General features: G+C 61.1%; 16 protein-coding genes and 1 pseudogene. 7 read left to right on the top strand and 10 right to left on the bottom strand.

The features are described from left to right. Nucleotides 1-19 precede the first annotated feature (19 nt). Both G9X68_RS14880 and G9X68_RS14875 read right to left on the bottom strand, forming a co-directional pair. A complete protein-coding gene (locus G9X68_RS14880) occupies nt 20-1,843 on the bottom strand; it encodes a methyl-accepting chemotaxis protein (protein ID WP_171602997.1) in 1,824 nt (607 codons plus the stop codon). Nucleotides 1,844-2,042: 199 nt separating this feature from the next. After that, entirely contained in the window at nt 2,043-3,455 is a 1,413-nt protein-coding gene (locus tag G9X68_RS14875) for an aminotransferase-like domain-containing protein (RefSeq protein WP_171602996.1), read from the bottom strand. Nucleotides 3,456-3,557: 102 nt separating this feature from the next. Here G9X68_RS14875 and G9X68_RS14870 point away from each other — a divergent pair, with 102 nt between their 5' ends. Beyond that, nucleotides 3,558-4,421, top strand: coding sequence for a DMT family transporter (locus tag G9X68_RS14870; protein ID WP_171603077.1), 864 nt, complete (start codon nt 3,558-3,560; stop codon nt 4,419-4,421). 148 nt (nt 4,422-4,569) lie between these two features. Here the strand turns inward: G9X68_RS14870 and G9X68_RS14865 are convergent, their stop codons facing one another. Further along, nucleotides 4,570-4,905: an antibiotic biosynthesis monooxygenase family protein gene (locus tag G9X68_RS14865; protein ID WP_171602995.1), complete on the bottom strand. Its 336-nt coding sequence runs from the start codon at nt 4,903-4,905 to the stop codon at nt 4,570-4,572. 341 nt (nt 4,906-5,246) lie between these two features. Here G9X68_RS14865 and G9X68_RS14860 point away from each other — a divergent pair, with 341 nt between their 5' ends. Next, a complete protein-coding gene (locus G9X68_RS14860; RefSeq protein WP_171602994.1) occupies nt 5,247-5,984 on the top strand; it encodes a phosphotransferase family protein in 738 nt (245 codons plus the stop codon). Between the two features lie 77 nt (nt 5,985-6,061). Here G9X68_RS14860 and G9X68_RS14855 read toward each other — a convergent pair whose 3' ends face one another. The 3 genes from G9X68_RS14855 to G9X68_RS14845 all read right to left on the bottom strand — a co-directional run bounded on the left by G9X68_RS14855 (nt 6,062) and on the right by G9X68_RS14845 (nt 8,801). Further along, complete coding sequence (locus G9X68_RS14855) at nt 6,062-6,589, bottom strand: cupin domain-containing protein (protein WP_171602993.1); 528 nt, start codon at nt 6,587-6,589, stop codon at nt 6,062-6,064. 259 nt (nt 6,590-6,848) lie between these two features. Continuing rightward, nucleotides 6,849-7,235, bottom strand: a complete 387-nt coding sequence (locus tag G9X68_RS14850) for a cupin domain-containing protein (RefSeq protein ID WP_171602992.1) — start codon at nt 7,233-7,235, stop codon at nt 6,849-6,851. A gap of 348 nt (nt 7,236-7,583) precedes the next feature. Further along, a complete protein-coding gene (locus G9X68_RS14845; RefSeq protein WP_171602991.1) occupies nt 7,584-8,801 on the bottom strand; it encodes an ROK family protein in 1,218 nt (405 codons plus the stop codon). 200 nt (nt 8,802-9,001) lie between these two features. Here G9X68_RS14845 and G9X68_RS14840 point away from each other — a divergent pair, with 200 nt between their 5' ends. From G9X68_RS14840 to G9X68_RS14820, 5 genes are all read left to right on the top strand, one after another. Then, nucleotides 9,002-10,276 (top strand): ABC transporter substrate-binding protein, encoded by a 1,275-nt coding sequence (locus G9X68_RS14840; protein ID WP_171602990.1) that lies wholly within the window; start codon nt 9,002-9,004, stop codon nt 10,274-10,276. A 360-nt stretch (nt 10,277-10,636) separates the two neighbouring features. Further along, nucleotides 10,637-11,521, top strand: a complete 885-nt coding sequence (locus G9X68_RS14835) for a carbohydrate ABC transporter permease (RefSeq protein WP_171602989.1) — start codon at nt 10,637-10,639, stop codon at nt 11,519-11,521. After that, nucleotides 11,521-12,372 (top strand): carbohydrate ABC transporter permease, encoded by an 852-nt coding sequence (locus G9X68_RS14830; RefSeq protein ID WP_171602988.1) that lies wholly within the window; start codon nt 11,521-11,523, stop codon nt 12,370-12,372. The genes G9X68_RS14835 and G9X68_RS14830 overlap by 1 nt, the downstream gene beginning before the upstream one ends. A gap of 46 nt (nt 12,373-12,418) precedes the next feature. Then, entirely contained in the window at nt 12,419-13,564 is a 1,146-nt protein-coding gene (locus G9X68_RS14825) for an ABC transporter ATP-binding protein (protein ID WP_171602987.1), read from the top strand. A gap of 17 nt (nt 13,565-13,581) precedes the next feature. Beyond that, nucleotides 13,582-15,714 carry a beta-galactosidase gene (locus G9X68_RS14820; RefSeq protein ID WP_171602986.1) on the top strand — a complete coding sequence of 711 codons (2,133 nt, stop codon included), beginning with the start codon at nt 13,582-13,584 and terminating at the stop codon, nt 15,712-15,714. 250 nt (nt 15,715-15,964) lie between these two features. Here G9X68_RS14820 and G9X68_RS14815 read toward each other — a convergent pair. From G9X68_RS14815 to G9X68_RS14800, 4 genes and pseudogenes are all read right to left on the bottom strand, one after another. Further along, nucleotides 15,965-16,877 (bottom strand): annotated as a pseudogene (locus G9X68_RS14815) (LysR family transcriptional regulator). A gap of 100 nt (nt 16,878-16,977) precedes the next feature. After that, the gene (locus G9X68_RS14810; protein ID WP_171602985.1) at nt 16,978-18,753 is read right to left on the bottom strand and encodes an adenylate/guanylate cyclase domain-containing protein; all 1,776 of its coding nucleotides are present in this window, start codon (nt 18,751-18,753) and stop codon (nt 16,978-16,980) included. Nucleotides 18,754-19,352: 599 nt separating this feature from the next. Continuing rightward, a complete protein-coding gene (locus G9X68_RS14805) occupies nt 19,353-19,997 on the bottom strand; it encodes a hypothetical protein (RefSeq protein WP_171602984.1) in 645 nt (214 codons plus the stop codon). A 247-nt stretch (nt 19,998-20,244) separates the two neighbouring features. Further along, nucleotides 20,245-20,583 carry a slr1659 superfamily regulator gene (locus tag G9X68_RS14800; RefSeq protein ID WP_017961073.1) on the bottom strand — a complete coding sequence of 113 codons (339 nt, stop codon included), beginning with the start codon at nt 20,581-20,583 and terminating at the stop codon, nt 20,245-20,247. Nucleotides 20,584-20,588 lie beyond the last annotated feature (5 nt).

Raw genomic sequence — 20,588 nt, 5'->3', positions numbered from 1 at the left:
GGCCGATCGTTCCTCCGGCTCAAGCCGTTCTGCGAAGGGCGTAGGCGCTTTGCTGCGCGGTCTCGTTCAGATTGAACTGCCTGATCAACTGGCGAAGCGTGGCGCCTTCGTCGGCAAGCGATGCTGAAGCGGCGCTCGCCTCCTCGACCATGGCGGCATTTTGCTGCGTGGTCTGGTCGAGACTGTTGACGGCCGTATTGATTTCCGCCAGCCCGACGGATTGTTCCCGGGCGGAGACGGCGATTGCCTCGACATGGCGGTTCATGGCAACGATCAGCTCGCCGATGGTTTTCAACGCTTCGCCGGTTTTCGAGACCAGTCCGACGCCGGCCGCGACTTCTCCCGCCGATGCCTGGATCAGCGTTTTGATTTCCTTGGCCGCCTGCGCGGAGCGCTGTGCCAGTTCGCGGACCTCCTGGGCCACGACCGCAAATCCCTTGCCTGCCTCGCCGGCGCGCGCGGCCTCGACACCGGCATTGAGGGCCAAGAGATTGGTCTGGAACGCGATCTCGTCGATCACGCCGATGATGTTGGAAATCTGGCTGGAGGATTGCTCGATCCGGCTCATGGCCTGGACCGCCTGGCTGACGATCTCACCTGATGTCGTCGCACCGGCATTCGCCTGCGCGGCCACCTCGCGCGCTTCCTCGGCGCGCTTGGAGGCGGATGCGACATTGGCTGTGATTTCATCGAGAGCAGCGGCTGTCTGTTCCAGTGCCGCTGCCTGTTGTTCGGTTCGTTTCGCCAGGTCGTTTGCGCTATTGGCGATTTCATTCGAGCCGCCGTCGATATTGACGGCTGATCCCGCCACTTTGGCGAGGGTCTGGCAGAGCTTTGCCACGGCGCCGTTGAAATCCCGGCGCAGGCCCTCGAAATCCGCATCGAAAGGCTCGCTGATCTGCACGGTGAGATCGCCGCCGGCAAGTTGTTTCAGGCTCTCTGCCAATCCATTGGTGGCTTGTGCCATGGCCGCAGCGCGAGCGCGCTCGGTTTGCTCGCGGCGCTGCCGCTCGGATTCCGTCAGCGCCCGGTTCGTTTCGATATTTTCATCGGCTCTGATCTTGGCAAGCGCCGTCTGCCGAAAGACCTCCACCGCGCCCGCCATCGCGCCGATTTCGTCCGTGCGGCTGGAATAGGGGATCTGCGTGCTGGTGTCGCCGGCGGCCAGGCCGGTCATCGATTGCGTGATCTTCTTGATCGGACGCGAGATCTGGATTGCTACATAGGAGATCGCGCCCGCGACGACCGCAAACACCAATGCCGTCAATGCCCAGGTCGTCCAGAGAATGTTCGAGTAGGTCGATTGGCTGCTTTCGTAGGACGCCTCGGAGCCATTGACGTTGATCGTCAGCAATTCATCGGCCAGCTCTTCCGCGCGGTCGACGAATGGCTCCATGTCGGAATAGAAGATCACCTTGGCGGCATCGTTGTCGTTCTTGCGGGATTTTTCCAGCATAGGCTCGGACGATTTCTGGTAGCCGGCGGCCTGCTCTTCGATCTGCTGCAGCAGTTGGGCTTCGCGCGGCGAGGATATAAGCGGCCGGTAGGCTGCAATCGCGTCGACAAGCTCGGTGCGCTGAGAGGAAATCTGTGTTTCTGCGGCGGCGATGGCCTGGTCGCTGATCGACATGATATGGTTGGCGTAGTCGAACTTCATGCGTTCCAGCTCGAAGCCGATATTGCGGGCTACCGAAACACTCGGCAGCCAGTTCTTGGCGATTGCCGTCGTATCCTGGTTAACCTGCTGCACGCTCCTGAGAGAAAACAGCGCGAAAATCAGGAAGATCAATGCAAACGCTACATTGATGATTATCAGCGAGGTTCGAACCTGCGGCTTGCGCATGCAACACCTTCCTGGAAACAATGATCAGGCCCAAGTTTTTAGACTTGTCGATCGTTTAGGGTGTGCGAATTCTAACATTCTGTATTTAAAGAAAAATGAATGTATGTATGAGGCGCGGCGGGTCAGGCGGTGCGTCCGCTGCGCCTTAGCGGATGGCGCTGGTACGAGGACGGTTGTCGCCGAAGAGGGCCCTTTGCGTCTAATTCCTCTCTTGCGTCAAGATATCGCCGAGCACCTCGAAGACACGAGGATCGAGCGTCTGAGATATGTTGAAGCGCATGAAATTCGTTGCCGATTGCGACAGGCTGAATGCGTTTCCGGGAGCCAGAACGATCCTCTTTTCTAAGGCGGCCCGCGCCACATCAGCCGCATCGATGCCATCGGGCAGCCGGCACCAGAGGAACATTCCGGCCTGCGGCTCCAGCCAGGGCTCTATGCCGAGATTCTTCAGCCGGGCCGAGACCTCGCTCATTGCCCGGGAGAGCCGGTGTCTCAGCGTCTCCATATGTTTGCGATAGCTGCCGTCGCTCAAGACGTTCAGCACTAGTTCCGCCGTCAGCCGGCCGCCGCCGAAGGAGGTGGCGATCTTGAGGTCTGTCAGGCCGTCGATCCATTCGGGCTTCGCCACGACGAAACCGCAGCGGGCCGAGGCCGACAGGGTTTTCGAGAAGCTGCCGATGTGGATGACCCGCTCGAGCCCATCGAAGGCGGCAAGGCGGGGCGCCGGCGTGTACTCGAAATCGGAAAAGATATCGTCCTCGATGATGGTCAGGTCGAACTGGTCGGCGAGTTTTAAAACCCGGTGAGCCGTAACGGGAGACAAGGTTGCGCCGGTCGGATTGTGGATGGCGGAGTTGGTGATGTAGAGCCGCGGCCGCTCATCGGCGACGACTTGTGCAAACAGCTCTATATCGGGACCGGATGGTGTGTAGGGCACGCCGACGATCTTTGCCCGATGGGCGCGCAACAGCGCATGGAAATTGAAATAGCAGGGATCGTCGACCAGCACCGTGTCGCCGGGTTCCAGCAGGAAACGGCAGAGCAGATCGATTGCCTGCGTGCCGGAATCGGCCAGCATGATTTGGTCCGGGGAGGCTTCGATCCCCCGTTCCCCCATGCGCCGCGAAATCAGCTGACGCAGTTGCGACAAGCCGAGCGGCGAGCCGTAATCGGCAAGTGCTGCCCCGTCGGCGCGGGCAAGCGTTCTGAGCCCGCGGCGCATGCCGTCCCCCGGCAGCCAGGAAGGCGGGAGCCAGCCGCATCCCGGCTTCAGGTCCGCTTCTCCCGCCTCCAGCGATTGCCGCGATATCCAGAACGGGTCGACGGCGCGGTCGAGCTTCGGCCCGGCCTCGGCAAGCGCAAAGGGGGCTGCCTGATTGGCGACGTAGAATCCCGAGCCCGGTCTTGCCAAGATCGCGCCTTCGGCAACCAACCGCTCATAGGCGTCGACGACGGTCGATGTCGACAGCTTCAACGTCGCGGCCAGCCCCCGCACAGATGGTAGCTTTGCGCCCGGCGTCAGGCTGCGCCCGGCGATGCGCTGCCTGATCGTCGCGGCGACCATCTCCGCGCGTGTGCGTCCTTCGTTCATCCGTATTGCTTCCTGCACCATTACAGTTTCGCGAAATTGTAGCAGACTGTGACTGTCCTAACCATCCGTGTTGGCCGATAAGAGCTAGAGAATGAAGGAGTGCAGCGCATCATGGAGCGCGAGATGGACCGCATGGCATCGGGATGGATCAATGGTTTTATCGGGGTGGTGATCTTCAGCGGATCGCTGCCGGCGACGCGCGTGGCGGTGATGCAGTTCGATCCGGTCTTCCTCACCGTGGCGCGCGCGGCGATCGCCGGCTTTCTTGCGCTCGGCCTGCTGATCGCTTTTAGAGAGAAGCGGCCGAGCCGGCGCGACATTCTCTCCCTGGCGGTCGTGGCGCTCGGCGTCGTGGTCGGCTTTCCCCTATTGACGGCACTGGCGCTGCAGCACGTCACCTCCGCTCATTCGATCGTCTTCATCGGCCTGCTGCCGCTCGCGACCGCGACCTTCGGTGTGATCCGCGGTGGAGAACGGCCAAAGCCGGCATTCTGGCTGTTCTCCGTCCTCGGCAGTGCGCTGGTGGCGGGATTCGCATTGGTGCAGGGCCTGACGGCGTCGCCGGTCGGCGATCTGCTGATGCTGGCGGCTGTCGTCGTCTGCGGCCTCGGCTATGCCGAAGGCGGCAGGCTTTCGCGCACGCTCGGCGGATGGCAGGTGATTTCCTGGGCGCTCGTGCTGTCGCTGCCGGTGACGGTCGCAGTCGCGCTTTTGCATCGGCCGGCGACCTTCTCCGGCATCGAAACGCCGGCGCTGCTTGGCCTGGCCTATGTCTCGCTGTTTTCCATGCTGATCGGCTTCATCTTCTGGTATCGCGGCCTGTCGCAGGGCGGCATCGCCGCCGTCGGCCAACTGCAGCTGCTGCAGCCGTTCTTCGGCTTGGCGCTCGCCGCAACCCTGCTGCACGAGCCCGTGACCTGGGCCATGCTCGCCGTCACCGTCGCCGTCATCCTCTGCGTGGCCGGTGCCCGCAGGTTTGCGCGGTAGGCCTGTCAGTCGCTTTGCAGAGGATAAGTTTAGGAGGGCGAGACCGCTACCGCTTCGCCAATTCGGCCGTGAAGTCACTCAGCATCTGAGCATGACGAGATCGAATCTGGTTTTGGGCTGTCGTAGAACTCCCCTCCAACAAACCAACTCATGTCTCTTCAATATTGAATCCATAGGCTCGCTCGACGAGCGCAATACGGATTTCATACCGAGTATACCAATCTGACCGACCGCGATTTTGCGCCTCAACGTGATCGACGACGGATTTCCAGGCTCGAATGCTATCCTCATCCTTCCAATACGAAATCAGTATGCCGAAACCATCTGCCCCGCGAGCACTTTCGAAGCCGAGATAGCCGGGCTGCTGTTTTGCAAGTTCCGTCATCGCATAACCCATCTCGCCATAGCCGTTGTCGACCTTTGTTCGTTGAGATGAAAAACTGACCATATAGTATGGCGGTTCAGGCAAAGTGGCGGTGGACATTTGAGCTCCGATCCGTTGCTATGAACGTCATCATGCGCGGCTCAGCACCGCAATGCTCTCGGCATACTGCGAAAGCGAGTAATCTTGGACGCGGCGGATTGCCGTTCATCGTGAGGTAATCCGCCATGGCTGCCCTGATATCGGAGCGCGGCCGCCGCCCAAGATATGCGGCGGGCTGATGCGCGACAAGGGAATGACACGTCCAACTGACGGGTTTTGTTTTGGCTTGGCGGGATGATCGTGTCAGCCTGCGCGATCGGCACACGCCGACATGGCAAACTGCAATGACAGTGATCGCGACAATTCCGCGAGCTGTCCTGAATTCAGACGGAGGCACCGCAATGACCGAAACGGGTCGGCTCCTTGGTTCGGGTAAAGAGGCAGAGGTCTTCGAATATGGGGCCTTGGCGCTGAAGCTGTACAGGCAAGCCGCCTCCAAGGCGTCGTCATTCAGGGAAGCCGCGAACCTGTCGATCCTTGAGAGGCTCGCGCTGCCGGCGCCAAAGGTCCACGCGGTCGGCGAATTCGATGGGCGCTGGGGCGTGTTGATGGATCGCGCGCCCAGCTTCTGTTTTGCCGACCAATTCGTCTCGACGGCAGGAAGAGCGCCGCTTGAAGACATGGCGCAACTGCATCGAAGCATTCACGAAAAACCCGGCGACGGGTTGCCGTCTCTCATGGCCAGGCTTTCCGCCAGGATCCGGCGAGCCGAGGGGCTGGATCCTGCGTCCAGAAAGCGGCTCCTGTTGGAACTCGATTCCCTTCCGGATGGCGACAGGGTGTGTCATGGCGATTTTCACCCCTGGAATATTCACGGGTCGGGGCAGGGGTTTATGATCGTCGACTGGCTCGACGCCTGCTGTGGCAATCCTCTGGCCGATGTCTGCCGAACATACCTCCTGTTGCACCATGCGGTGCCGGACAGGGCGATGGGCTATGTCGAAGCTTACGCCTCTGTCACCGGATCGGAGGTCAGCAGCATTCTGGCCTGGCTTCCCGCGATTGCCGCCGCCCGGCTGACGGAAGGCGTTGCAAACGAAAATGACGAGCTATTGCGGTTGGCTGGCCTGAGCCCATAACTGTCGAAGCTCCAGCCAAGCGTTGGTCTCCGCTTTGCGCGAAGCCGCCATTGCGGCCGACTATCGGCCTGGCTGATCTATTCGCTGTTTCCTCGGCCCTTTGCTTCCCTCACCAGGTCCGGCATTCCATCGTGCGGACCGAGGGCATGGGTTGGATGGTCATCCCACCAATCATTATGCAGTGGTCGACGGTGAGGGTGGAGTGGATAGAAGATCCGGTTTTCGGCCTTGTGGCGCTCGCCGACGACGAGGAGATGCACTTCGGCTTGCGTGTTGTTGAGGAAACTATGGGCGATCCCGGTGCCGGCAGGAAATCCGACGGCGTCGCCGGGCTTCAGCCGATGCAGATGGCCATCGAGCCAGACGTCGGGCTCGCCTTCGATGACATAGACGAATTCTTCCTCGGCGCTCTCGGCATGCGGAAAGGATGTACGCCGGCCGGGCGGCAAGCGCTCATGATGAATGCCCAATTTTGCCAGGCCAAAATAGCGTCCGAAGGGCGCACCGATGCTCATCAACTCGTCGTCTTCGTCATAGTGCGAGTCGTCAGGCCGTTCGATCTCGCTCCAGTGGACGACAAAGGAGGGGCGCTCCGACGTTGCCATGGTAATCCTCCTGATGTGAGAGGTTCAGATGATTGAGGAGACGGACATGCTGCCGTGAATGGAAGGCGACCGCAAGGGCAAAACGGTGGCTCCAACGCAAGCGGCGTGGCCGTCCGTCGGCATTCGGCCCGGGGCGCCCTTCGCGCTAACCCCGTCTCGGTAAACGGGTCGAAGGGAGTTGCCATGCGAGGGCGGAAGCTTGATCCGAGGATCCCTGCCACGGCAGCTCCCGATCCGGACGAAAATTTCTACAAACGGCTCACTTGGCGGGCACGACGAGCGGCGCCCCTTTGCGAACGATGTAGGTTGCCAATTCCGACGCCTTGCCGCTACCGACGTTCTTTGCCGAGTGAACGACGCCGGAGGGAATGAACAGGGATTGGCCGGCCTTCAGGGTCACCGGCTCACTGCCTTCGAGCTGGTATTCCAGCGTGCCCTCGAGGACGAACGCGACTTCCTCGCCGGGATGCGAGTGGTTCGGCGCGAGAACGCCCGGGGCGATATCGACGCGGACCTGAACGACCTCGTGGCCGGGCACGTCGATATCGTTCTTGATGAGATCGGTGCGCTGGATCGGCTGTTCCGCATGTGCCGCTGCCGCGCCGCCGAGAACAAGGGCAAGCGCCATAGCCTGGATCATTTTCATGTCGTCATCCTTCCTGAATTGACCATTTGTCGGCTCATTGGCCGCATCGGGATTTAAGTCGATGATTGAACCAGGGATGTGTCGGCAAACCCGCATTTTTGTAAGCCAGTGTATCTGCGGCGCGGCGGCGTTGGTCTGCTCTGACATGGTCCTGTTTGGAGGCGGTGCGGGGTTGGCGAGACCGCCAACCCAATCTCCCTCATCTCTGTGCTCGTCACAGAGATCCAGTGCGCCCAGGTCCCTGGGCGCGGGAGACTTGTTCTTGCAGCAGAGTCAATCACGGCGCGGGCGCGCCGTGGCCGGATTCCTGTGACGAGCACAGGAACGTGGGTGACGCCGTTGCCTGAATTACGCCGCCGACGACGAACCTGCGGTCATGACACTCGCCAAGCTGGCAATGTCCGTAATGCCGCCGGAGGATTCGAAGTCGAAGATTTTTTGGGTGACGAGGGCGGCCGCCCCCCGAGCCCAGGAATTGTCCTCCCAGTCGGGCAAGAGCGGCGGGGCGGTTCGGAAGGTCCGGGCGGAAAGCGCTTCGCGTAGCGGCGTGAGGAAAGGGTCGCCGAGGGAGACGGCTTCGCCGCCGGCGACGATGACTTCGGGATCGGTAATGTTGACGAGATTGGCAAGAGCGGTGCCGATGCCGCGGCCGGAATCGGCGACGAGGGCGAGGGCGGCGGCATCGCCTGATGCGAGCGCAGCCGACAATTCCGGCAGTCCCAGTTCCTCGCGGCCGGTCGCTTCCCGCCAGCGTCGGAGCATCGAGATTTCGGAGTGATAGGCCATCAAGCAGCCGCGCTTGCCGCATTCGCAGAGGCGGCCACCTTCCTCGAACAGCGTGTGGCCGAACTTGCCGGCGGCACCATTGGCGCCGCGATAGAGCTTGCCGTCGATGACGAGCGCGCAGCTGATGCCGACGCCGACGGCGAGAACGGCCATGTTGCGATGCTGGCGGCCGAGCCCGAAGAGCTGCTGGGCGATGGCATAGGCATTGGTGTCGTCCTCCAGCCAGACCGGGACATGGACGCGGCTGGCGACTAGCGAGGCGAGGGGGACGTTATCCCAGCTGAAGCGGTGGCTGCGCACGCAGGCCGTCTGTTCATGATTGATGACGCCCGGCATGGAGATGCCGATGCCGGCGAGCTTCGCGTTCGGCCGGCCGGCGAGTTTCACCAGTTCGGGCACGGTACCGGCCAGCAGGTCGGCGACCTTATCGGGGTCGTGGCCGTCGAGGCTTACCCGCATGGCGGCGACGGGGTTGGTGGCAAGGTCGGTTGCCACGCACTCCACCGAATCGATCATCAGCTTAAAGCCGACAGCGAGCGCGTGCTCGTAGTTGATATCCACCGGGATCGGACGGCGGCCGGTGAGGCCGGGTACGGTCTTCCCTTCGATGACGATGCCTTCTTCCAGAAGATCGGCGACGACGAAGGTGACTGCGGCCGGGCTCAAGCCAATGACGGTGGCGATATCGGCGCGGCTCCTCGGCCCCTCGCGGCGGAGGAGGTTGAGGATGAGGCGTCGGTTCATGGCTCTCGCCGTGGTCTGGTCGCCTTTCAGCTTCACGATGCATTCCTTAATTTTGTAAATTAATTATTGCGGGCTGGTTCGATCTATGCATAAGTTTGGCCGCCGATCAACTGAGCCAAGCGGATTATACGCCTTGGGATGACGGATGGATCGGCGCGTTGAATGCCTGATCGAGCGCTTCAAGGAGGAGGCCGCTTGGGCCAGGCGGTGTCGATCGATCAACTGGGAGGAATTCAATGGCATTTTCGAAGCAATTTCCGTCAACCACCCGCAGGAGCTTCCTGAAGGGTGCGGGCATGATGTCTGCCACGGCGGTCACCGGCAGTTTTCCGATCCCGGCGATCGCACAGGCCCAAGAGGTCACGATGATCTCGGCCGAAAACAATGGCGCTGCGCTCGACGCGCTGAAGGCGATTGCCGCGGGCTTCAGCAAGGAAGCCGGCGTCAACGTCGTCATCAACAATATGGACCACGAGGCCCACAAGACGGCCATTCGCAACTATCTCGTCGCCGGCGCGCCCGACGTCTGCTCCTGGTTTTCGGGCAACCGCATGCGGGCCTTCGTCAAGCGCGGTCTGTTCGACGATATCTCCGACCTTTTCGATAAGGAAAAATACAAGGACGTGCTCGGCGCGACGGCAGGGGCCGTCACCGAAAACGGCAAGCAGTACGGCCTTCCCACAGGCGGCACGCTCTGGGGCATGTTCTATCGCAAGGATGTGTTCGAGCAGCATGGCCTGACCGTGCCGAAGACGGCCGAAGAGTTCATGGCCTATGGCGACAAGTGCAAGGCCGCGGGCATCACGCCGGTCGCGATCGGCACCAAGGAATTGTGGCCGGCGGCCGGCTGGTTCGACCAGATGAACCTTCGCGTCAACGGCCTCGACAAGCATATGGCGCTGATGAACGGCGAGATGAGCTATCTCGATCCCGCGCTGACGGCGGTTTTCGACCAGTGGGAGGCGATGATTTCGAAGGGGTTCTTCACGGAAAACCACACCTCTTTCGGCTGGCAGGAGGCCGCGGCGCTCCTGGCGCAGAAGAAGGCCGGCATGATGAACCTCGGCGCTTTCCTGCGCTCGGCTTTCACCGCCGAAGATCTGCCGCAGCTCTCCTATGCGACCTTCCCGGTGCTCGACGCCAAGGTCGGCCACTACGAGGAGTTCTCGGTCAACTCGATCCACATTCCCGCCAAGGCCAAGAACAAGCAGGGCGCGCGCGAATTCCTCGCCTATTTCTACAAGCCGGAGAATCTGGCGGCCTATCTGGAGCCGGCCGGCAACGTGCCGCCGCGCAGCGATCTGCCGCCGAGCAAGGATCCGCTCGTCAATATCGCCGTCGAGACGATGAAGACGGTGCAGGGCACGTCGCAATATTACGACCGCGACAGCGACCCCGACATGGCGCAGGCGGGGCTCGTTGGCTTCCAGGAGTTCATGGCCAAACCCGACCGGCGCAAGGCCATCCTGACCCGCCTCGAGGGGACGCGCAAGCGGATTTATAAGATTTAAGGGGCGGCTCTCGGCCGCTCTGTCTGTTGGTAAGCCGCGCCCCTCACTCGACGTCATCCTCGGCCTTGTGCCGAGGATCTACTGCCCCATCGAACGGAGGCAGATGCTCGGGACAAGCCCGAGCATGACGGAAGAGAGGTTGGCGGCCTTTGTCATCAGACCGAGGGCGTCACTCCGCTCCTAGCGATGCCCGCCCTTCACTCGACGTCATACTCGGCCTTGTGCCGAGGATCTGCTGCCCTATCGACGGGGAGGTAGATGCTCGGGACAAGCCCGAGCATGACGAAAGGAGGGGTTGGCGGGCTTTGACAGCGGCTTGAGGGGCGGCAAAGCCCATACGAATAAAATGAGGCTCCTGAAATGCAGACATTATGGCGCCGCCAGCGTTGGTGGCTGACCCCGACTTTGCTCATCGCGCCCGCGATCGTGCTGTTCTTCACGGTCATCCTGCTGTCGGCCGTCAGGAGCCTCTGGATCAGCCTGCACGACTGGGATGGCTTTGGCCCGATGGTGTGGATCGGCTTTGGCAATTACGTCGAGCTTTACAACGATCCGCAATTCTACGTGTCGCTGAAGAACAACCTGATCTGGCTGGTGATGTTCATGGCGGCACCCCCTCTCGGGCTCGCCATCGCGCTGCTGGTCAACCAGAAAATCCGCGGCATGCGCTTCCTGAAGTCGCTGTTCTTCATTCCGCTGGTGCTCGCCTCGGTGACGGTCGGTGTCGTCTTCACATGGGTCTATACGCCGGAGTTCGGCTTGCTCGCACTGATCTTCAGGGCGTTCGGGGCGACGGCGCCGGCGGTTCTCTCCGACGAGCATTTCGTCACTTTCGCCATCGTGATTGCCGCGCTCTGGCCGCAGATCACCTTCTGCATGGTGCTCTATCTCGCCGGCCTCAACAATTTGAGCGAAGAGCTGATCGGGGCAGGGCGCGTCGATGGGGCGAGGGGCTTGAACATGTTGTGGCACATCGTGCTGCCGCAGCTGACCCAGGTCACCTTCATCGCCATTGCCGTCACCGTTGTCGGGGCGCTCAGGTCCTTCGACATGGTGTCGGTGATGACGAACGGCGGCCCGTTCGGTTCGTCCTCGGTTCTCGCCTACCAGATGTTCGAACAGTCGATCTTCTCCTACCGCTTCGGTTACGGCGCGGCGATCGCCTCGGTGCTGTTCGTGATCATGGCCGCCTTCATCGTCTGGTACCTCAGCCGCATCATCCATACCGAAGAAAGGGGAGGCTGATGTATCCTCGTCCCATTTCCGATGCCGCCATCTGGCAGCGCCGCCTCTACGTGCTCGCTGTCGTCATCATCCTTCTGCTCTGGCTCTGCCCGCTGTTTGCGATCATCCTCACCTCGTTCCGCTCGACCGAGGATGTGATGGGCGGCAATCTGTGGGGATGGCCGACCGGCATCGGCGTCATCGACAATTATACTGATGTTTTCACTCAGACGCCGATGGCCCGCTACTTCCTCAACAGCCTGACGATCACCATTCCCTCGGTGATCGGAGTGCTGGTGCTCTCCACGCTCGCCGGCTATGTGCTATCGCGCTACCGCTTTCCCGGCAACATGCTGATCTTCGCGCTGTTCGTCGGCGGCAATTTCCTGCCGCACCAGATCATGATGATCCCGGTGCGCGACCTGATGGTCCGGCTCGATCTGATCGATACGACCGCAGCGCTGATCATCTTCCATGTCGCCTTCCAGACCGGCTTTGCGACGCTGTTCATGCGCAATTTTATCGCGGCATTGCCCGATGAACTGTTCCAGGCGGCCCGGGCGGAAGGGGCGTCTCCCTTCCAGACGCTATGGCATGTGGCGATCCCGCTGGTGCGGCCGGCGCTTGCCGCACTCGCCATCCTGATCTTCACCTTCATCTGGAACGATTACTTCTGGGCCGTGGTGCTGACCGTCAGCGACAGCGTCAAGCCTGTGACCGCCGGCCTTGCCAATCTTCGCGGCGAGTGGGTCTCGGCCTGGAACCTGATTTCCGCCGGCACGATCGTCGTCGCCGTGCCGCCCGTCGTCATGTTCTTCCTGATGCAGCGGCACTTCATCGCCGGCCTGACGATGGGGGCGGTGAAGGGATGAGCGATCTCCTAAAGTTCCAAGTTTCAACAGCAGAGAGCCAGGACGCATGACCAGTCTCGAACTCCGACAGATCAACAAGAATTACGGCGCCTATCATGCGCTGCGCGGCATCGATCTTTCCGTAGCGCAAGGCGAGTTCATCGTCATGGTCGGCCCCTCCGGCTGCGGCAAGTCCACTCTTTTGAAGACGATCGCCGGCCTGGAGGAGATCTCCTCCGGCCAAATCCTGATCAACGGCCGCGACGTCAGCAAACAGGAGCCTGGGGACCGCGGCATCGCCATGGTCTTCCAGTCCTACGCGCTCTATCCGCATATGACGGTGGCGGAGAACATGGGCTTCGGCTTGCGCATGGCCAAGCGGCCGAAGGCCGAGATCGAGGCGGCGGTGGCGCGCGCAGCCAGGATCCTGAGGATCACCGACCAGCTTGAGAAGCGGCCGAAGCAGCTCTCCGGCGGGCAGCGGCAGCGCGTGGCGATCGGCCGGGCGATCACCCGTTCGCCCGACGTCTTCCTCTTCGACGAGCCGTTGTCGAACCTCGATGCGGCACTTCGAACCCAGATGCGTGTCGAACTCAGCAGCCTGCACGCCGAGCTCGGCGCCACCATGGTCTACGTCACCCACGACCAGGTGGAAGCCATGACCATGGCAAGCCGGATCGTCCTCTTGAACCAGGGGGTGATCGAGCAGGTCGGCTCGCCGCTCGAGCTCTACCGCAACCCAGACAATCTCTTCGTCGCGGGCTTTCTCGGTGCCCCGCGGATGAACTTCCTCGGCGTTACCGTCGACGACGTGTCCGGCCGCAATGTCACGGTTTCGGCGCCGGGCCTCTTGCCGGTGACGGTGGAACTGGCGGAGGCGACGGTGCTGGAGAGGGGCGCTAGCCTGACGCTCGGTGTAAGGCCGGAGAACATATCGATGGTCGCCGATGGCGGCGAGGGCGGGGCGATCCACGGCCAGATCAGGCTCGTCGAGCATCTCGGCCGCGAAACCATCCTCTATGTCGACGCCGGCAATCTCAAGACCATCGCCTCGGAAAGCGGCACCGGCAACATCACGGTGCAGCTTGGCTACGTCGCGCCTTTTGCCGCCGACCAGAACGTGGCGCTGAAGCTCGACGCCCGGGAACTCTATCTCTTTTCATCCGATGGCGGACGCACGATCAGCGCCCGCAAGACCATCCTCGACAGATAATCACAGGAAACATCACCGTGTCCGACAAGACCCTCTCCGTATGGAACCCCGTCAAGACCGACCGCTTCCTCGTCGGCGCCCCGCACTATCCCGAGCACGTCGATGAAAGCTACTGGGAGCGCGACGCCGAGCGCATGGCGAAGGCCGGCTTCAACGTGGTCAGAATGGCCGAATTCGCCTGGCATATTCTCGAGCCGAAACTCGGCACCTTCGATTTCGACCTGTTCGACCGCGCCATCGCCATGCTCGGGCGCTACGGCATCGACACGATCATGTGCACGCCGACGGCGACACCGCCGCGCTGGCTGACCGTGGCACATCCGGAGATTTTAAGGGTCGACGGCAAGGGCCGGCCGATGAGCCATGGCTCGCGACAGCATTGCGATACCGCAAGCCCGATCTTTCGCGAACACAGCCGGCGTATCACCAAAGCAATGGCCGAGCATTATCGCGACAACCCTTATGTCGTCGGCTGGCAGACCGACAACGAGCTGAACACCAGCATGCCGGAAAGCTTTTCGAAGGCAACGCTTTCCGAATTCCAGGCCTTTCTGGCCGGCAAATACGGCGAGATCGGCAAGCTCAACGCGGCCTGGGGCGGAGATTTCTGGGCAACGGCCTATGACAGCTTCGACCAGGTGGTGCTGCCGATCGAGTTCGGCCCGACCTTCCCGAGCCCCGGCCATCTGCAGGATTACCATCGCTTCCTCGCCTTCTCGACGGCGCGCTTCCAGCACGATCAGGTGGAGATCCTGCGGGATGTGAAGCCTTCCTGGTTCGTCTTCCACAATCTCGGCGGCTTGAGGGATATCGACTTTCGCGGCCAGTTCACCACCGATCTCGATTTCGTCGGCTACGATATCTATCCGATGCTCTATGACGAGTTCCAGCGGCTCGGAAATCACGCCAAGGTTCAGGCGCTGCACCTCGATATCTGCCGCGGCTTCTCCGGCAACTACATCGTGCCTGAGCAGCAGTCGGGTTTCGGCAGCCAGCCGGGCTTCTGCACGCTGACGCCGGAGCCGGGGGAGCTGCGTCGCATGGCGCTTTCCTCGGTTGCCCATGGCGCTGACGGGTTGATGTTCTTCCGCTGGCGGCCCGCCCATTTCGGCGCCGAGATCTACTGGATGGGCATCATCGACCATGACGATATCGGCCGCCACCGCTATGTAGAGGCGAAGCGCTTCGCGACCGAAATGACGGCGCTGAAGGACAAGATCCTCGGCACCTATGTGCGCATGGATGTCGGCATCGCCGGCTCCGATTTCGACAATCAGGAAGCGCACAAGACCTATCCGATCGGCCTGCCGAGCCCGCAGGACGATGCGATCCTGTTGCACCAATATTGCTACGACCGCGGCATTGCCTGCGGTTTCATTCACCCCGAGGACGATCTTTCCAAGCTGAAGCTGCTCTATGTCCCCCATTGGGTGATGTGGAAGGACGAATGGACGGCCAAGCTCGAAGCCTTCGCTGAAGCAGGCGGCACCGTCGTCATAGGCGCACGCACGGGCACCCGCAACGAGGACAACCACGTCATCCGAGAGACCGCGCCAGGCACCGCGCTTTCGAAGCTGACGGGCGTGCGCGTCGAGGATTTCGGCCGTCTCGCCGCCCCCGGCGCCAACGGGCTGTTCGACGTGATGGAACGCTCCGGCGGGCTTGTCATTCCACCGAACAAGCCGGCGGAATCGCACCGGCGCGAGCGCCGCTTCAAGATTGGCAACCGCGAACTGGCTGCCGGCTATTTTTATGAAAACCTTGCGACCGACGACGATGTCGAGGTGGTTGCGGCCTGGTCCAACCGCTATGCCGAGGGCCAGCCGATAGCGACGTCGCGCAAGCTCGGCAAGGGGCAGGTGGTCTATGTCGGCACCTATCTCACCCCGGATCTGACGGCAGCTCTTGCCGAGAGGCTATTTGCACCCGTCGGCGTCGAGCCGCTGATCGGCGAGCTTCCCGAGGGCGTCGAGGTGACCATGCGGATGAATGACCACCGCCAGTTGTTGTTCATCCAGAACTACACCGACCAGCCGGCCGCCATCGGCGGCGTTCCCACTGGCCGTGATCTCCTCGATGACGAAAAGCCGGTTGCCGGTAGGCTCGATCTCGAAGGCTATGGCTGCGCGATCATCGAACTCGCGGAGTGAGTTGCGCTCGCCAGGCGAAAGCTTGGCGAGGGCTGCTGCTGGATTCTCCGTCGTCCTCGGCCTTGAGCTGAGGACCCATATCACGGGCGCTGACGGGTGCCATTGTAGATGCTCCGGTCGATCCCGAGCATGATGGAGAGGACTGCCAGCGGAAGGACTCCTTCACGGCGCAGACGCGCCGATTGCGACCTGTCAACGTCGGCGTTGTCCTTTCAGGCCGGCTTGTCAGGCGTAGGTCACGATCGTTCAATTAAGCCGGCATCTGCGACACCTTCCAATCGTAGGAGCGCAAGAAGCTCACCAGCTCTCGCATGGCGGCGCTGGAGTGTCTTTTGCTCGGGTAATAAAGATACCAGCTCGGCAAAAGGGGACTCCAGTCCTTCAGAACCTCCGTCAACCGGCCGTTCGTCAGGTAGGGTGTGGCGTAGTCCTCGAAGATATGGGCCAATCCGCATCCGGCGACAGCGGCCTGCAGTTCGTTGTGTGCTGAACTCACCGTCAATCGCCCCTCCGGCAAGACTTCCAGCGCGTCTCCGCCCTCTTCAAATTTCCAGGATACCAGCGTGCCGCCGGGAAATCGTCGTCGAATACAGTTGTGGCCGGCGAGATCGTTGGGGGTCAGAGGCAGGCCATGCTTTGCAATATAGTCCGGCGACGCCACGATCGCGTATCGAAGCGATGGTCCCAGCGGTACTGCGATCATATCTTGTGCCAGTTGCTTTCCGAACCGAACGCCCGCGTCAAAGCCTTGCTCGACGATGTCGATGACCGCTGCATCGCTGATGAGCTCGACCTTGATGTCCGGTATGTGTCCAAAAAGGTGAACATTGCCGGACAGAGGAGGTGATCGATTGCGGGGCCTGGCGCATTGATGCGAAGGGTGCCGGATGGGTTTTCCTTTAACTGGTTAAGGTCATCGACTGCGAGACGGATGTCGGTCAAAGCTGGACCGAGGCGCTGCAGAAGATGCTGTCCCCCTCCGTCGGCGAAACGCTTCTTGTTGTCCTGTTGAGCAGGCGGATGCCGAGCGCCTCTTCCAAAGCGTTGATTGTCTGGCTGAGTGCCGATGATGAAACGCCCCGCTCCAGGGCGGCGGCCCTGAATCCGCCGCACCTGACGATCGCCGCAAAAACATCCAGGCTATCCAAACGAAACTGATCCATTGCGAAGCCTACCTTATCAAGCTGCGTAGATTTGCTCGTCTTATCAGCGCACGTCGCTCGGGGAAGCTGGTAGGGCCCATTGCCGCTGGCGGCAAAACAATCAGCTAGTCAGGCCAGCCTGCCGCAGGCCGTCCACAATGCGTTCGAAATCGGCAGGGTTCTTGTAGGGCAGTACTTTGCGCCTGTGCTCCAGGGAATAGTCGGGATTGATTCGGAACACTTCCGCCCACTCACCGCGCGCCTCCTCGAAGCGCCCCAGGTGACCATAGCTCGCCGCCAGCAGCACTCGCGAGACGTCTGTGTCTGGATTACGGACGAGCCGCCGCTTCAGGATGACGACGGCCTCCTCGTACCTGCCTAGCTGAAACATCGCCTGCGCGTAGAAGTGCAGGAACAGGTCCGGGTAATAGGGGTTCAGGGCCATTGCCCGTTCGAAATAGGCAAGCGCCTCGGCCGACCTTCCGGCATAGTGCAGTGCGTTGCCGAGGTTCTCGTACCCCTCGACAGAATTGGGAGCAAGCGCGATCACGCGTTCGGCCTCGGCGATGGCCACGTCGTGCTGTCGCGAGTGCAGTTTGACGACGCCGAGCGCCCAATGTGCGTAGGGATATTGATCGTCGAGCGCCACCGCCCGCGTGGCAGCCTCAATCGCCTGTTCAAGCGATTTCGACGGCGATTGGCTCCACTGGTTCATGTAGGCCAGCCCATGTGTGACGGCGAGGAACGCGTAGGCCGGAACGAATTTCGGGTCAAGTTCGATGGCGCGTTGCAACAGTTCCCGGCCCTGCCTGTTTTGCTCTCTCGTCAACCTCCACATGTGTTCACGGCCCCGAAGGAAGCAGTCATACGCTTCCAGGCTCTCGGTCTGCTCCGCAGCCAGCCGCTGCTGGTCGCCCTCTCTCAGGTTGAGAGCGAGCGCGCCGACAATCTGCTGCGTTACGTCGTCCTGCACGGCAAAGATGTCGGTCAGGTCGCGATCGAAACGCTCCGCCCACAGATGGCCGCCTGATGTCGCGTCGATCAGCTGTGCGGTGATCCGCACCCTGCTGCCCGATTTGCGGACACTGCCCTCCAGCACGTAGCGCACGCCAAGGCCGAGGCCCACCTCTTGGACGTTCACGTTCCTGCCCTTGAAGGTGAAGGACGAGTTGCGGGCGATGACGAACAGCTGCGACAGCTTTGACAGAGCCGTGATGATGTCTTCGGAGATGCCATCGGCGAAGTATTCTTGCTCGGCATCACCGCTCATGTTGGCGAAGGGCAGCACGGCAATCGAGAGCGCCGGCGGCGATGCGGCTGGCACGCGACCAGCGGCGGCGTAGGCGGTCACTGTTGACTTTGCCAGCGCGGCGACGCCGACCTGAAGCGAATAGATCCGAATCGGCTCGGCGATGTTCTTGAGCTGTGTGCTGCCGAGATCGGTGACGGAGAGATCGAGCCTCGCCTTGACTTGGCGATAGGCATCTTCCGACAGGCAAATTGCGCCTGGCGCTGCGACGCCCTCCAGGCGCGACGCGATATTGACGCCGTCGCCCATCAGGTCACCATCGCTTTCCTCGACCACATCCCCCAAATGGATGCCGATTCGGAACTCAATACGGCGGTCTTGGGGCACGCCGGCATTGCGTTCGACCATGGCATTCTGCACCTCGACGGCGCAGCGGACGGCGTCCACCACGCTGCGGAATTCGACCAATGCCCCATCGCCTGTGCGCTTGATCACGCGGCCGTTGTGCACAGCTATAGTTGGATCGATCAGGTCGCTACGCAGTGCCCGCAACCTCGCCAGAATACGATCTTCGTCCGCGCTTGCGAGCCTGCTGTATCCGACCACGTCGGCGGCCAGAATTGCGGCCAGCTTGCGATTCTCGCCCATTGAGCCGTCTCCTCTTCTCCACTATAGCAGGAAGACAGTGGGCAAGACGGAACTTTTCGCTTCTTTTCGGAGCGATCTTGGACGATGTCTCATGTGGGCGAGCCGCCGTGCAGATCCGGGCAATGCATGTTCTATCGGCGGTCGTCCGTTTGACGCAGTTGCTCCGAAGGCCCGCTCAGGGTCAGAGCACGTCGATGCCCCAAGGAGCCTGAATATCCACTTCTGACGATTCGAGTCTCGAAGCTGCCAGTCCTCTCGGCCCGAAATCGTTCGTTCAAGATGGAAGGCAGAGATCATAGCCGAGGCATCGATATATAGCGGATGCCGGCATCGCCGCTCGGCTTCGTCGTCGAGAACGACCTTCACATCGGCGTCAAGGCGATCGAGCTCACGTGGCGCACCGCCTACAAGTTCAACCAGGACCGCATCCAGTCGACACGGAGGCCTCCTAGTCGGCCCTCGTTCGCCGGCGCAGCGGGTTGCGTTCGAAAATATGCAAAAAAAGAGCATTTCCGCACTCAAACAAAACGGAAATGCTCTCTTAGTTTAGTGCGGAGCTATACTTGTCAGCTCCACACTGCTCGCACCTGAATTCGCGGCTATTCGTCTGATGTCGCCGGCGCGGCGTTCTCCAGCGAGGTGCGAATTTGATCGATCTTCCCGTTTGCGTCGCCAACCCCGAGAATGGTTTTGGCCTGGTTCAGAACCGCTGGACTGACTTCACCGGTTTTCGTTGCGGAAGCCAATGCGTCCTCCAGCGCCTCGTCCCCCAACAGAGGGTCATCGGGTGCGGGCTCGGTTCCATTGTCGAGTTCGTATTGGGCATAAGCCACGGCATAGGCCGCGATGGCGGTCATGCGTGGGTCCGACGTATGCATCAACGCCTTGTAATTCCGCTTCAGAGAGTTCAGGCCCGCAAGTTGCGCCGACAGGTTCTTCTCTTTCGTGACGGTTTTGGTCTTGTCAGCCTTGGACTTGCTGCCTGCTTCAGTGGATTTGCCTTTCACGCCTGAGGATTTGGCGCTGCCATGGGTTGCACCGCTGCGATGGTTTGAACCACTGCCCTGGTTGCTGCTGCCGTGGCTGCCGCTGTTTCCATTGCCGCCGCCGTTGCCACCACCATTTCCGCCGCCGTTGCCGCCGTCCTTTGCGAGCACTGATATGTCGAAGCCTGCAATGGTTGCCGGGCTTGCTGCAAGGGCCAGCGAGAGTGCGGCCAAGGACGCCAAAGTTGCTATCCGCATCATTTTCCTCCGGATCGGATCATCAAACGCGGTGTCGGTGCATCGCGCTTGAGATGTCAGAGGTTAGACCTTGATTGCATCTTCCACATCGGTCCGAGGTCCGATGTCGGTCGGACTATGGTCCTAAACAAATTGAAATACTTAACAAATCCACATCATCAGCCGGGCGCCGGCGTGAGGCGATATCTGTGCGGTAAGCGAAGACTGATGCTTTCACGCAAGCGTCCCGATTGGGCCGAAGGAGAAATTACGCCAAGCGCAGATCGACAAGCGGGTGTAATTTCTTGAGATTCGGCAGCGATTTCGCTTGCCAAGGATATTGGCTGGTGCCTTTGACGACGAGCAGGAGGTCGCCCATCTTTCTGGCTTCGATCGTCAGCTTGGCCAGGAGATTTATGCCAGAGGAATTGAGGAACTCGAGACCCGTCAGGTTGAACGTCACCTGTTTGTGCCCCTCATGGAGCAGGCCTGATATCAATGAGTAAATGGGCGCATAGGCGTCCGGTCCCGCCAGCCGGAACACGCCATCGAAATAGACCTCGTTTTTCTCAGCCCATACACGGAAGTTTTCGTCGCTGATTTCCATTCTTC

This window comes from Rhizobium changzhiense (assembly GCF_013087625.1).
GTDB lineage: Bacteria > Pseudomonadota > Alphaproteobacteria > Rhizobiales > Rhizobiaceae > Rhizobium > Rhizobium sophorae.
Note: the sequence above shows the minus strand (reverse complement) of the source record. Positions and strands in the feature narration are given on the sequence as shown.

Excerpts from the sequence above, each read along its gene's own strand:
- G9X68_RS14880 (WP_171602997.1), bottom strand. The coding sequence starts at position 1,843 with ATGCGCAAGCCGCAGGTTCGAACCTCGCTGATAATCATCAATGTAGCG.
- G9X68_RS14875 (WP_171602996.1), bottom strand. The coding sequence starts at position 3,455 with ATGGTGCAGGAAGCAATACGGATGAACGAAGGACGCACACGCGCGGAG.
- G9X68_RS14870 (WP_171603077.1), top strand. The coding sequence starts at position 3,558 with ATGGACCGCATGGCATCGGGATGGATCAATGGTTTTATCGGGGTGGTG.
- G9X68_RS14865 (WP_171602995.1), bottom strand. The coding sequence starts at position 4,905 with ATGTCCACCGCCACTTTGCCTGAACCGCCATACTATATGGTCAGTTTT.
- G9X68_RS14860 (WP_171602994.1), top strand. The coding sequence starts at position 5,247 with ATGACCGAAACGGGTCGGCTCCTTGGTTCGGGTAAAGAGGCAGAGGTC.
- G9X68_RS14855 (WP_171602993.1), bottom strand. The coding sequence starts at position 6,589 with ATGGCAACGTCGGAGCGCCCCTCCTTTGTCGTCCACTGGAGCGAGATC.
- G9X68_RS14850 (WP_171602992.1), bottom strand. The coding sequence starts at position 7,235 with ATGAAAATGATCCAGGCTATGGCGCTTGCCCTTGTTCTCGGCGGCGCG.
- G9X68_RS14840 (WP_171602990.1), top strand. The coding sequence starts at position 9,002 with ATGGCATTTTCGAAGCAATTTCCGTCAACCACCCGCAGGAGCTTCCTG.
- G9X68_RS14835 (WP_171602989.1), top strand. The coding sequence starts at position 10,637 with ATGCAGACATTATGGCGCCGCCAGCGTTGGTGGCTGACCCCGACTTTG.
- G9X68_RS14830 (WP_171602988.1), top strand. The coding sequence starts at position 11,521 with ATGTATCCTCGTCCCATTTCCGATGCCGCCATCTGGCAGCGCCGCCTC.
- G9X68_RS14825 (WP_171602987.1), top strand. The coding sequence starts at position 12,419 with ATGACCAGTCTCGAACTCCGACAGATCAACAAGAATTACGGCGCCTAT.
- G9X68_RS14810 (WP_171602985.1), bottom strand. The coding sequence starts at position 18,753 with ATGGGCGAGAATCGCAAGCTGGCCGCAATTCTGGCCGCCGACGTGGTC.
- G9X68_RS14805 (WP_171602984.1), bottom strand. The coding sequence starts at position 19,997 with ATGCGGATAGCAACTTTGGCGTCCTTGGCCGCACTCTCGCTGGCCCTT.
- G9X68_RS14800 (WP_017961073.1), bottom strand. The coding sequence starts at position 20,583 with ATGGAAATCAGCGACGAAAACTTCCGTGTATGGGCTGAGAAAAACGAG.